This is a genomic window from Micromonospora sp. NBC_01405, from assembly GCF_045040155.1.
Taxonomy (GTDB): Bacteria; Actinomycetota; Actinomycetes; order Mycobacteriales; family Micromonosporaceae; genus Micromonospora.
Genome location: NZ_CP109532.1, coordinates 2,950,346 through 2,963,275 on the forward strand (window position 1 = coordinate 2,950,346; position 12,930 = coordinate 2,963,275).

The 12,930-nt window shown below is 74.0% G+C and carries 10 protein-coding genes; all 10 read right to left on the minus strand.

The features are described from left to right. Positions 1-81 precede the first annotated feature (81 nt). A complete protein-coding gene (locus OG559_RS12370; RefSeq protein ID WP_405115293.1) occupies positions 82-1,740 on the minus strand; it encodes a cation acetate symporter in 1,659 nt (552 codons plus the stop codon). A gap of 1 nt (position 1,741) precedes the next feature. Continuing rightward, entirely contained in the window at positions 1,742-2,089 is a 348-nt protein-coding gene (locus tag OG559_RS12375; protein ID WP_405116611.1) for a hypothetical protein, read from the minus strand. Between the two features lie 239 nt (positions 2,090-2,328). Next, positions 2,329-4,173 (minus strand): DUF4153 domain-containing protein, encoded by a 1,845-nt coding sequence (locus tag OG559_RS12380; protein WP_405115295.1) that lies wholly within the window; start codon positions 4,171-4,173, stop codon positions 2,329-2,331. A gap of 97 nt (positions 4,174-4,270) precedes the next feature. Then, complete coding sequence (locus tag OG559_RS12385) at positions 4,271-5,329, minus strand: sensor histidine kinase (protein ID WP_405115297.1); 1,059 nt, start codon at positions 5,327-5,329, stop codon at positions 4,271-4,273. Beyond that, positions 5,326-6,003, minus strand: coding sequence for a response regulator transcription factor (locus OG559_RS12390; protein ID WP_405115299.1), 678 nt, complete (start codon positions 6,001-6,003; stop codon positions 5,326-5,328). The genes OG559_RS12385 and OG559_RS12390 overlap by 4 nt, the downstream gene beginning before the upstream one ends. A 171-nt stretch (positions 6,004-6,174) precedes the next feature. Beyond that, on the minus strand, positions 6,175-8,268 hold the full coding sequence (locus OG559_RS12395; protein ID WP_405115301.1) for a carboxypeptidase regulatory-like domain-containing protein: 2,094 nt from the start codon (positions 8,266-8,268) through the stop codon (positions 6,175-6,177). Between the two features lie 182 nt (positions 8,269-8,450). Further along, the gene (locus OG559_RS12400; RefSeq protein ID WP_405116613.1) at positions 8,451-9,185 is read right to left on the minus strand and encodes a DUF5701 family protein; all 735 of its coding nucleotides are present in this window, start codon (positions 9,183-9,185) and stop codon (positions 8,451-8,453) included. A gap of 66 nt (positions 9,186-9,251) precedes the next feature. Beyond that, a complete protein-coding gene (locus OG559_RS12405) occupies positions 9,252-10,013 on the minus strand; it encodes a LytR/AlgR family response regulator transcription factor (protein WP_387022797.1) in 762 nt (253 codons plus the stop codon). Between the two features lie 23 nt (positions 10,014-10,036). After that, positions 10,037-11,260, minus strand: coding sequence for a sensor histidine kinase (locus tag OG559_RS12410; RefSeq protein ID WP_405115303.1), 1,224 nt, complete (start codon positions 11,258-11,260; stop codon positions 10,037-10,039). Positions 11,261-11,300: 40 nt separating this feature from the next. After that, the gene (locus OG559_RS12415) at positions 11,301-12,872 is read right to left on the minus strand and encodes a sugar transferase (protein ID WP_405116615.1); all 1,572 of its coding nucleotides are present in this window, start codon (positions 12,870-12,872) and stop codon (positions 11,301-11,303) included. Positions 12,873-12,930 lie beyond the last annotated feature (58 nt).

Genomic DNA, 12,930 nt, shown 5'->3' on the forward strand with positions numbered 1-12,930 from the left:
AGCCTCGCCTCCTCCTGTGGCAGGAGGCGGGTCCGGCGCACGGCTGACCGGGCCGTCCAGGGAAAACACGCCCGGCGGGCGTCAGGAAGTGGACCTTCCCTCGGCGCGGAGCGCCTCGGGGGAGTGCAGGCGGAGCATGGTGCCGGCGATGTCGGCGGGGAGCCGTCGACGGGTCGCCGTCGACACCGCGACCATGACCGTGAAGGCGAGCGGGACGGTCCAGGCGGCCGGCTGCGTGGTGAGCGTGGCCGGCCAGCCGGACAGCGGCGGCCCGAGCACCGTCAGCAGCACCGCCCCGACGGCCGCGCCGCCGCCCACCAGCACCCCGGCGGCGGCGCCCACGTCGGTCAGGCCGCGCCACCAGATGCCCAGCACCAGCAGCGGGCAGAAGCTGGACGCGGCGACCGCGAAGGCCAGCCCCACCACCTGGGAGACGTCCAACCCCGAGACGTTCAGCGCGAGCACCGTCGGCACCCCGCCCGCGATCACCGTGGCCAGCCGGAAGCCGCGTACCGAGCCGCGCCCCAGCACGTCCGTGGAGATCACCCCGGCCACGCTGGTGAGCAGCCCGGACGAGGTGGACAGGAACGCGGCGAACGCCCCGGCGGCGACCAGCGCGGCGAGCAGCCGGCCGGTCGTGCCGTCCCCGAGCGCCGCCCCGGGCAGCAGCACCACCACCGCGTCGGTCTGCCCGGTGACCAGCAGTTGCGGGGTGTAGATCCGGCCCAGCACCCCGTACAGGGTGGGCAGCAGGTAGAACGCGCCCACCAGGGCCAGCACCACCAGGGTCGTGCGTCGGGCCGCCGCGCCGTCCGGGTTGGTGTAGAACCGGACGAGCACGTGCGGCAGCCCCATGGTGCCCAGGAACGTGGCCAGGATCAGCGAGTACGTGGCGAACAGCCCCCGGTCGTCGTCCCCGGCGGTGTCCGGGAGCAGCCAGTCGGCGGCTTTGGTGGCCGTGCCGGAGACCTGCGGCACCGGGTCGCCGGCCGCGAAGTCGAGACGGTCGCCGGGGCGTACCTCCCGGGCGTCGCCGTCGGGGAAGGTGAGGGTCGCCCGGTGCTCGACCACGACGGTGGTCGCGGTCCGGAACGCCGGCCCGTCGGGCGGGGTCACCGCCGGGCGGGCGTCGGCCTGCCACTGCAACACCAGGAAGATCGCGGGTACGGCGAGCGCGGTGAGCTTCAACCAGTACTGGAACGCCTGGACGAAGGTGATCGCCCGCATCCCGCCCAGCGCCACGTTCGCGGTGACCACCACCGCCACCAGCACCGCACCGACCGGGTACGCCGCTCCGGTCAGCGTGGCCAGGGTCAGCCCCGCCCCCTGTAGCTGCGGCACCAGGTACAGCCAGCCGATGAAGATCACGAACACGGTGGCCAGGGTGCGCAGCCGGCGCGAGCCGAGCCGCAGCTCGCAGAAGTCCGGCAGGGTGAACGCGCCGGACCGGCGCAGCGGCGCGGCCACGAACAGCAGCAGCGCAAGATAGCCGGCGGCGAAGCCGACCGGGTACCAGAGCACGTCCACGCCGTACTTGAGGATCAGCCCGGCCACGCCGAGGAAGCTCGCCGCCGACAGGTACTCCCCGCCGATCGCGGCGGCGTTCCAGGTCGGGCTGACCGAGCGGGAGGCGACCAGGAAGTCGGAGGTGGTGCGGGCCAGCCGCAGCCCGTAGAAGCCGATCCCGAGGGTGACCAGGGTGACCGCGACGATCGCCGGGACGACGTACCCGTTGCCCATCTCAGCGCTCCGGCCGCTGGACCAGGTCGGTGAAGTCCTGCTCGTTGCGCTCCGCCAGCCGCACGTACGCCCACCCGACCGCGATCAGGAACGGGAAGGACGCCACCCCCAGCAGCAGCCAGGGCAGGTTCACCCCGAACACGGTGACCCGGCCGACCGCCGGCGCGATGGCGAACAGCCAGGGCAGGCCGCCCAGCCCGATCAGCACCACCAGGCTCAGCCGCAGCGCCAACGCGAGCTGGGCCCGGACCAGCCCCCGGACCAGGGCCTCCCCCACCCGGGTCTGCTGGGCCAGCTCGGCCCGGGCCCGGTCCGCGTCGGGCTCCCGGCGGGACACCTCGGCCAGCACGACCCGGGTCCGGCCCGGCGCGACCGGCGTCCGGCCCGAGGTCTCGGTCGGGGGCGCCGGCGTCCGGGGCGGGGTGACCGGTGACCCGGCCGGGCCCGGGGCCCGGGGTGGCGGTACGGGATCGTCAGGTGCGGCCACCCCGGCAGTCTCGCCCGATCGGCGGGATTGTCAAGGGCGTCCGTGCGGTGGCCGTCCGCCGCGCGGGGCCGCTGTCCATCGGGCCGTCCGTGGCACGGGCCTCACCTCACCCGCGGCGGAAGGGTGGGGCAGCTCAGGGCCGTCGCACCTGTCGGCGACAGGTCCAGCAGGTCACGGGCCGCCGCCCGGCCCAGGTTGGCCGTCCGGACGTGGTCGACCGGCAGATCGAGGGCGATGTTCCGCAGCGCGCAGGAGCGCAGCGGCTCGGGCAGCCGATCCAGCGCCGGCACCGCGTCGGCGGAGAGCCGGGAGGCGTACTGCACGTCGATCATTCCGGTCAGCCGGTACCGGTCGACGTTGCGCTCGGCGATCAGCCGGTCCGGGTTGACGGCCGCCAACCCGAGCAGCGCGAGCACCGCCGTACCCACCACCAGCGGCGGCAGCCAGTTGGCACGCAGGCGCACCACGGCCACGCCGACCAGGACGAACAGCACCCCGAGCCACAGCTCGACGGCGGCCACCATCAGCCGCAGCCGGGTCGCCCCGTACGCGTCGGCGTACACCTGCATCCGATGCAGCGCCGAGACGACCACGACCAGGCTGAGCGCGGTGAGCGTGCCGAGCAGGAGCCGGAACAGGAGCCGGTCGGCTCGGGTGGTCCGGGGTGCCCAACGGGTGGCTCCGGCGATCACCAGCAGGGTGAGGGCGGCGACCGCCAGCAACTGCCAGAAGCCGCCGCGGCCGTACTGGGCGTAGCTGAGGCCGGCGGTGCGCAGCACGTGGGCGGAGCCGCCGAACAGCACGGTGAGCTGCACCAGTACGAACGCGGCGAACAGCGCGTCGAGCAGGGCCAGCGGCACCACCCACTCCAGTCGGCGCACGGGCTGGGCCGGGGCGGCCCGCAGCCCGTCCAGGTCGGCGGGTGCCGCCAGCAGGTACGCCGCGCCGAGCAGGCCACCGCCGATCAACGCGCAGCGGAACAGCCAGCCGATCGTCGCGCCCACCGACACCTCGGGCAGCAGGCCCGTCACCAGGTCGGCGAAGACCGCGTCGGCCGAGGAGAAGAGCAGGCCGAAGACGAGCAGCAGCGCCACCGAGGCGGCGACGGTGGCGAGGCCGCGCCCGACCGTCGACCCGCCGGGGCCGGACCGGGGCAGCCCGCGTCCCGCCCAGGGGAGCGCCCGGAACGGGGCCGCCGGGGTGATCCAGGCAGCCGTGAGCATGCCCAGTGGCGTCCGGCCACCCACCACGGCGAGGACGCCGGTGACCACGGCGGCGAGCAGGCAGAGCACGAAGAGCCAGCCGGCCGCCCGGACGTACCCGACCGAGACGAGCGCGATGGTGGCGACGGCCCAGACCAGCCGGCCCGGTGCCAGCCTCGGTGCCCGCCCTTCCGCCCGACCCGGGGCGGCTGCCTGATCCGCCGCCCGCCCCGGCGCCCCCGTGGCGTCGGGACGGCTGGCGGACCCGGCAGCCGCCCCGGGTCGGGTGGTCGTCTCGGGGGAGACGCCGGTGCCGGCAGTCGCCTCCGGAAGGACCATCGTGCCGGGCGGTGGACCGGACGCCGGGCCGGGCGTCGAGCCGTCCGGTGCGGGGTCGCGGTGTCTCGTGCCGGCCGTGACGAGCGCGGCGGTCGCGGCGAGCACCGCCACCAGCCAGCCGAGTCCGGGCCGGTCGAAGGGGACGAAGAACGCCGCCACCCCGGCGGCCACAGCCACCGCGCCGAGCACCACGGGCCGGGCCGGTCCGTTCGGCCCGGGCCACCGCTGCTCAAGAAAGGACGGCGGCCGGGGCCGCATCCCGGTCTGGGGCCGCACCCCGGTCTGGGGCGGTACCCCGGTCTGGGGCCGTACTCCTGGCTGTGGCGGCCCGGGGGCGACCTGCCCCCCGCCGTCAGCCACCACGACCTGCTGCCCGGTTCCGGCCGCCGCTTTCCCATCGATCATGGACTCGTGCTGAGGTACGTATGCTGATTTGTCGCTCATGTCGGGCACCGCAACTCCTTGATCGACGCCGAGGGGAGAGGAGAGAGGGGAAGGAGGGTCAGGGGTGCGCGGGGTGGGGGAGGGACACCCGGATGCGGCAGCCGGGGTGGGCGCTCGGGTGGGGCGGGTCGGGGTCCAGGACGGCGATGGCACCGCCGTGCAGCTCCACCACCCAGCGCGCGATCGCCAGACCCAGCCCGGTCCCGCCGCCCCGCGACCGGTCGCCCCGGGTGAACCGCTCGAACACCCGGGAGCGCTCGTCGACCGGGATGCCCTCGCCCTCGTCGGTGACCTCGAAGTGCAGGTGGCCGTCCCGCTCCTCCGCGCTGACCAGCACCGTCCCGCCCGTCGGGCTGTGCCGGGCGGCGTTGTCCAGCAGGTTGGCGAAGACCTGGTGCAGCCGCGCCGGGTCCGCGTACACGGTCAGCGGGGCCGGCAGCGGGTCGAGCCGGAAGCGGACGTCCCGCCCGACCCCGGCGGCGGTCGCCGCCGCGTGTTCCACGGCCTCGTCGAGGAAGTCGGCGACGTCGATCTGCGTCCGGCGCAGCGGCACCACCCCGGCGTCCAGCCGGGACAGGTCGAGCAGGTCGGCGACGAGGTGGCTGAGCCGTTCGGTCTGGGCCAGCGCGGTGCGCAGCGCCGCCGGTTCGGTCGGGGCGACGCCGTCGACCAGGTTCTCCAGCACCCCCCGCAGCGCGGTGATCGGCGTACGCAGCTCGTGCGAGACGTTCGCGATCAGCTCCCGCCGGCGCTGGTCGGCCGCGGCGAGGTCGGCGGCCATCTTGTTGAACGCGTGGGCCAGGTCGCCGACCTCGTCGCGGGAGGTGGCCCGGACCCGCCGGGAGTAGTCGCCCCGGGCCATCGCCCCGGCCGCCGCGGTCATCTCCCGCAGCGGCGAGGTCATTCCGTGCGCGAGCACCTGCGAGGTGATCAGGGCCAGGCCGATCGCCGTCGCCGAGGTCATCGGGGGCAGCCAGCCGATGGCGTACCAGAAGTAGGACAGGCCGGCGGCGCCCGAGGTGACCAGCAGGACGCCCAGCTTCACCTTGATCGAGCGGACCGGGTCGAGCGGCCGGGGCAGCACCCGGTTCAGCCACGTCACGAGGCGTTCGGTCACGACTGTGTCTCCAGCGCGTAGCCGACGCCGTGCACGGTGCGGATCAGGTCCGCGCCGAGCTTGCGGCGCAGCGCCTTCACGTGGCTGTCGACCGTCCGGGTGCCGCCGCCTTCCGCCCAACCCCACACGTCGGCGAGCAGTTGCTCCCGGGGAAGCACCGCGCGCGGCCGGCCGGCGAGGTGCACCAGCAGGTCGAACTCGGTGGGGGTCAGGTGCACCTCGACGCCGTTGCGCAGCACCCGGCGCTCGGCCTGGTTGATCTCGACGTCGCCGACCGTCAGCGTCGAGGGTCCGGCGGCAGCCGCCCGCTCGACCCGGCGCAGCAGCACGTGCACCCGGGCGGCCAACTCCCGCATCGAGAACGGCTTGGTGAGGTAGTCGTCCGCCCCCACGGCCAGCCCCACGAGCAGGTCGGTCTCGTCGTCGCGGGCGGTCAGCATGAGGACGGGCACCGGCCGGTCGCCCTGGATCCGCCGGCACACCTCCAGGCCGTCGAAGCCCGGCAGCATGACGTCGAGGACGACGAGATCGGGCCGCCACGTCCGGAACCGGTCCACGGCGGTGGGCCCGTCCCCGGCGATCTCCACCGTGAAGCCCTCGGCCCGCAGCCGGGTGGCGACCGACTCGGCGATCGTCCGCTCATCCTCGACCACCAGCACCCTGCGTTCCCTCATGGGACGTGACTGTAGGCAGGGGCCGTGGAGATCAGTGGGGCGCGTTGTGAACAACCTGTGGAGAACTCTCCACACCCTGTGGATAACCCGGTGGACAGTGCGGTGGGTGATGCCTTGGTGACGCGGAACGGAGCCGGTGGCAGCGCGCCACCGGCCCCGCGACGTGCCCGCTCAGCTCGTCGGGACGACCAGGTTCACGGAGAGCGTGCCGGTGGCCGGCACGGTGAACAGTGCCAGCCTGCGGGTACCGTCCTCCCCCGTCACCAGGTACCGGCCGGAGTGGTCCTGCCCCTCCGCGAAGGTCACGTCGTAGGTGAAGTAGATCCGCTGCCGGCCGCTCAACTGAATGGCGAACCGGCCGTCGGAGAGCCAGCCCGAGCCCGCCACGTCCCCGGTGTCCGCGCTGCGGGCGATCACCCAGCCGTCGCGGAACGCCACGCCGTCCTGGTTGGTGAACGTGCCGTCCACCGTGCTGCCCCGACGCATGGCGGTGTCATGGGTGGCGGTGCCGCCGACGGTCACCGTCACCGGGGTGGCGGCGAACCGGCTGACCGCGTTCCCCGACCAGTGGGTGGCGTACGGGTTCTTGCTGAACACCAGCGGCCAGGCGTACGGGCCGAGCCGGCCGAGGGTGTACCGGCCGTTCTCGTCCGTCGTCACGTCGCTGACGCCCACCCCGGGGTGACCGGTCAGCACGGACACGTCGACGTCCTGGACGGGTTGGCCGGTCACCGCGTCGGTCACCGTGCCGCTGACCCGGCCCGCCCGGTCCAGCCGGACCTGCGGCCCGGCGCTCACCGCGCCCACGGCCGCGCTGACCGTCGCAGCCTGCCGTTCGTCGCCGGTGCCGCCCGTGGCTCCCACCCACTGCCGGCCGTACTCCGAGTCGCCGCCCGGGTCGGCGAAGAGCCGGTACGTCCCGCCCGTGAGCGGTCCGACCTGGATGCTGCCGGTGTGGTCGCTGCACCTGTCGTGCCCGTCGGTCAGGGCGGCCTGCTTGTTCAGGAAGGCGTTGACGCAGACGCCGGCCAGCGGTGCGCCGGTGGCCCGGTCGACGACGGTGGTGGTGATGACGGCCCCCGGGCGCAGCTTCGGGGCGAGCGCGGTGGTCTGGTTGGCGATCACCCGGACGTCGGCGAGTTCCCGGGAGAAGTGCGACTTGTTCGGGGCGTACAGGAAGAGGTCGTGCCGGCCCTGCGGCAGGCCGGTGAGGGTGGCCTGGCCGGTGCTGCTGCAAATGTCGTTGGAGTTGGAGCTGACGCAGAACCTGGCCACCGGCGCGCCGGTGACCGAGTCCACGGCGGAGATCCGCACCGACCCGGTGCCGAGGAGGCTGTCCTCGATGCTGGTCTGCCTACCGCCCCGCACCACCACCACGGCTGCGCTCTCGTGGTCGAGCTTGCCCCGGTGGTACTGCTCCCGGTCGCCCTTGGCGAAGCGCACCTTGTACGAGCCGGCGAGCAGCGTCGGAACCGTGAAGGCGCCCGTCGCGTCGGTCTGGGTGTTGGCCCCGCTGTACTGGTTGACTGTGGTCACCGAGACCTCGGCGGAGGCCAGCGGCGCTCCGGACGCGGTGGTGAACCGGCCGGAGAGGCTGCCGGTCGGCAGCACCGTCTCGTCGACCACGGTGTCCGCGCCGGAGGTGACCTCGAACTGGCCGGCGTCTTCCCGGTCGATCTTCCCCGGCACGTACTGCGTCTGGTAGACGCCCTCGATCGGATCGAAGGAGAGCAGGTACCGGCCGGGCAGGGCGGCGAACCGGTACCGGCCGTCGGCGTCGGTCCGTCCGCCGGACCACTTGTAGGTGTCGACGTCGTTGGCGTTGACGAGGAAGTCGGCGACCGGTTGGCCCGCCGCGTCGGTGATCCGTCCGGTGAGGAAGCCGGTCGGCAGGAGTTGGTCGTCGGCGGTGGCCGTCTCCCCGGCGGTGACGGTCACCTCGTCGGCGCCCTGCCGATCCGGCTTCTGCCGGTAGTACTGCTCCGGGTGCTCCGACGGGGTGAAGGCGACGTCGTACCGGCCGGCGTCCAGGCCGGTGACGGTCCAGTTGCCGTCGCTGTCGGTGTAGGCCCAGCCGGCTAGCTCGTGGCTGTCGCTCGGGTACACCTGGACCGGGACCTCGGCGGCCCCGGCTCCGCTGCTGGTGGTCAGCCGCCCGCTGACCGTGCCGGTCTCCGCCGCCAGCGCCGGGGTCGCCCCGGACAGTACGACGGCACCGACGACGACGCCCGCGAGGGCGGCGCGACGTGTGAGGGAAAGGCGCATCTGCGTCCAAACGTGAGGGGGTGGGGGCGTCCACGGCAGGCTCCGCCCGCACCGAACCCTGCCCCCGTGCCGGAATCGGTAGCAGCAGGATAGGCGAGCGACGATCGATGCGTCATCGGGAAAAGCGTCGCCGGTGGTGTGGCTGCGCCGCGTGGCGGTGGACGTCGGCCGTTTCCGCCAGCTCAGCCCAGGCCGATCCGTTCGGGGCGGGCGGAGGCGGAGCCGAGCCAGGTGTGCGGGTTGCCGTGCCAGCACCAGCCGAGTTTCGGGGCGCCCTGACTGATCCACAGCGCCGGCACCCGGCGGTCGCCGCAGCGGGACCCGACCAGCGAGAAGCACCGGTTGCTCGCCAGCGCGGCCGGGAACTGTGTGACGAGGGCGATCCCCTCGTCGATGGTGATCGGCAGCCGGTCCCGGGTGGCCATCGCGTCCACGGCGGCAGCGGGGGTCACGTTGCGGAACTCCTCCCCCCGGTCGACGTCGAAGAGCAGATACGCCGGCCCGGCCGGCAGCTCCAGCTCCTTGACCGGCGCGAACCTCGGCAGGTCTGCCAGGGGAAAGTTCTTGTCGAGGAAGCCGGGCCTGCGCTTGCCGGCGAGGGTGGTCAGCGCGAGGCGGTCCGGCACGGGCACGAGGTCGCGGGTGACCACGAGCAGGAACGGCACCCGCGCCTCGGTGGGCGGGGGCAGCTCGGCTGCGCCGGCCGCGGCGGCGGCCCGCAGCGGCGTGACCAGCTCGGTGAACCGGTCGACGGTCCAGCCGGCGATGGCCGGGTAGCCGAGGCGGACGAGATTGGCGACCTGCCGGTCGAACTCGGCGCCGGGGTCGAAGCCGCCGGGTTCGATGGCGACGCTGTGGTCCAGGTCGGAGCTGCGGCCCGCGTCGGCGGTGCGGTGGGCGTCGGCGGTGTGGTCCATGGCGGTCACGTGGCCTCCCGGGAGTCGTACGTTTACCGTACAACGTACGACAGGGTTGTTCCCGGCTCAGCGGTTCCAGTCCTGCTTGGCGGCGCGGACCAGCTTGTCCTTCAGCTCCCTGGTGTGCCGCCGGCTCACCGGCAGCTCCGTGCCGTCGAGCACCACGACGTAGCCGGAGTTGACCAGGCGCAGCTCGGCGATCAGCTTCAACTGCACCAGGTACGACCGGTGGATGCGCACGAATCCCGCGTCCGCCCAGCGCTCCGCGAGGGTGGCCAGCGAGACCCGGACCAGGTGCGAACCGTCGGCGGTGTGCAGCCGGGCGTAGTCGCCCTGCGCCTCCACCCAGCGCACCGCCGAGCGGGGCAGCATCCGGGTGGTGCCGGCCAGCTCGACCGGGATCGTCGGGTCATCCTCCGCCCGGGCCAGCGCCGCCGGGTGCGCCGGCACCACGCGGGAGCCGACCACCCGGCGCAGCGACTCGGCCAGCCGCTCGGCCAGCACCGGCTTGCGCACGTAGTCCGTCGCACCGAGGTCGAAGGCGTCCACCGCGCCGTCGTCGTACGCGGTGACGAAGACGATCGCCGGGGGCCGGGCGAAGCGGCGCAGCACCCGGGCCAGCTCCATGCCGTCCAGCCCGGGCATCCGGATGTCCAGGAAGACCACATCCACGTCGCCGTCGCGGAGCACCCGCAGCGCCTCCGTGGCGTCCCCGGCCGTGTGCAGCCGGGCCACCCTGGGGTCCGCCCGCAGGTGGTACGCCAGCTCGTCCAGCGCCGGCGGCTCGTCGTCGACCGCCAGCACCCGGAGGAAGGCGCCGGTGGCCAGGCCTGCGGGGCCGGGCCGGTCGCTCACGAGCCCGCCCGCACGCCAGGGTGGAACTTCGGCACCCGCATGCTCACCTTCGTACCGGAGCCGAGGCCGGTCTCGACGACCAGGCCGAACCGGTCCCCGAAGGCCGAGCGGAGCCGCTCGTCGACGTTGGAGAGGCCGACGTGCTGGCCCGGGTCGTCGGTCGGGTCGCTGCCGGCCCCGGCCAGCTCGGCGATCCCGGCGGTCAGCGTCGTCGGGTCCATGCCCACTCCGTCGTCCTCCACCGTGATGTGGCACTCGGCGCCCGCGTCCCGGGCCTCGATGCTCACCATGCCGGTGCCGGGCTTGCGGGACAACCCGTGACGGACGGCGTTCTCCACCAGCGGCTGGAGGCAGAGGAACGGCAGCGTCACCGGCAGCACCTCCGGGGCGATCTGCAACCGCACCTGGAGCCGATCGCCGAACCGGGCCCGCTCGATGGTCAGGTACCGGTCGATCGAGCGCAGCTCCTCGGCCAGGGTCGTGAACTCGCCGTGCGCGCGGAAGGAGTACCGGGTGAACTCGGCGAATTCCAGGATCAGCTCCCGGGCCCGCTCCGGGTCGGTCCGGACGAACGAGCCGATCGCGGTCAGCGCGTTGTAGATGAAGTGCGGGCTGATCTGGGCGCGCAGCGCGCGCACCTCGGCCCGGGCCAGCCGCTCCCGGGAGGCGTCCAGCTCGGCCAGGGCGAGCTGGTTGCCGGCCCAGTGGGCGGTCTCCAGGGTGGCCTGCACCAGCCCCGGCGCGGGCGGGCCGTCGGCGACCGCGACCAGCGCCCCGACCACCCGGCCGTCGGCGCGCAACGGGGCGACCACCGCGCCCCGGACCGGGCAGTCGACCCGGTCGCAGTGCAGCTCCGGCTCCCCCAGCACGGTCGACCGCCCGCCGGACACCGCCCGCCGGGCCGCCGCGACGAGTTGGTCGGTGTGGTGCGTCCCGCGTCCGTCGAGGGCGAGCAGGGACTCCCGGTCCGTGAGGGCCAGCCCGGCCGCCCCGACCAGGGCACGCAGGTGGCGTACGGCCTTCGCCGCGCCCGCCGCGCTCAGGCCGGCCCGCAGCGACTCGGCGGCCAGCCCGGCGGTGTGCAGCACCTCGTAGGTGGCCCGCTGGGTGGCGGTGGCGATGCCCCGTCGGGCGCGCAGCCGGACCACCGCGTACAGCGCCGCGGCCAGCGCGGTGCCGAGCGAGACCACGCCGACGACGGCGGATATGTTGCCAGCCACGCAGCGATCCTGGCCTGTCCCGCCCGCTACGCCAAGCCCGTCAGTACGCGCCCCTGCTCGCCAGCACGACGCCCACCGTGCGCCACAGGATGCTCAGGTCGTACGCCAGGGACCAGTTGTCGACGTAGTAGAGGTCCAGCCGGACCGATTCGTCCCAGGACAGGTCGGATCGGCCGGAGACCTGCCACAGCCCGGTCATGCCCGGCCGGACCAGCAGCCGGCGGCGTACGTCGCCGAGGAAGTCGCCGTCGTCGGCGGGCAGCGGGCGCGGCCCGACCAGCGACATCTCGCCCCAGAGCACGTTGATCAGCTGGGGCAGCTCGTCCAGCGAGGAGGCCCGCAGGAAGCGGCCCACCGGGAAGACCCGGGGGTCCTGCTTCATCTTGAACAGCATGCCGTCGGTCTCGTTCTGGTCGACCAGGCCGGCCAGCCGGTCCTCGGCGTCGACGTACATGGTGCGGAACTTCCACACCCGGAACGTGCGGCCCTCGTGGCCGACCCGGGGCTGGCGGAAGAAGACCGGGCCGGGGTCGGAGAGCCGGATCGCGGCCCCGACGGCCAGGAAGACCGGGACGAGCAGGAGCAGGCCGAGCCCGGCGGCGACCCGGTCCATCAGGTTCTTGACCAGCAGCGCCGGGCCCGACAGGGTCGGCTCCTCGACGTGCAGCAGCGGCAGCCCCTCGATCGGGCGGATGTGCACCCGGGGGCCGGCGATGTCGGTGAGCTGCGGGGCCACCACCAGGTCGACGCCGGAGCCCTCCAACTGCCAGGCCAGCCGGCGCAGCTCGCCCGGCTCGGCGCTCGCCGAGCCGCAGACCGCGATCGTGTCGCCGCCGACCTCCCGGACCAGGGCGAGGATGTCCCGGCCGGCGTACACCGGGACCGGGGTCTGCATGCCCCGGGCGGCGGCGTACCCGTCGGTGATGTAGATGGCCACCGGCACGAGCCCGGCGCTCGGGTTGCGGGTGACCGCCGTGTAGACCTCCAGGCACTCCGGGAGCGTGCCCACCAGCACCATCCGGTGCCCGGCCTGGCCGGCCCGGCGGCGGATCGCGTGCAGCGTGGAACGGGCCAGGATGCGGCCGAACAGGATCAGCACCAGGGCGCCGAGCAGCGCGAAGCCGACTGTCCACCGGGAGAGCTGCGTCACGGTGGCGAAGGCGAGGAAGGAGACGGTCGCGGCGACCGCCACGCCGCCCCGGATCACCCGTTTGAACTCGTCCGGGCCCAGGCCCAGGTAGCGCCGGTCGTACGCCCGATTGCCCCACAGGAGCACCACCCAGCCGAGCGGCAGCAGGCCGAAGGCGACCGTGTAGAACCAGGTGGGGTTTTCCTTCACGCCGTAGAAGCCGGAGGCGGCCTGGTCGAAGATCTGGATGGCGAGGAGGCTCGCCAGCGCCGCCGCCCCGAAGTCGAGCAGGAGCAGGGCGGCCGTGTAGGGGCGGTGCCAGCGGGAGACGCGTCGGCGGGCCCGGGCCCAGGCCGACCGAGGCACGCCGTTGTGTGACGGCGGTGTCGGCGGCTGGATCTCGAAGCTGTCGACGTGCCGCACGAGTTCGCTCCGGCCTTCGTTGGTTACCGGGCGCTGGAGGCTTGTCGTCACCTCACCCATGTCCTCCCGCATGACACGCGCCACTCACTCGCAGTGAGGGCTCGGGTCGCCCACCGTT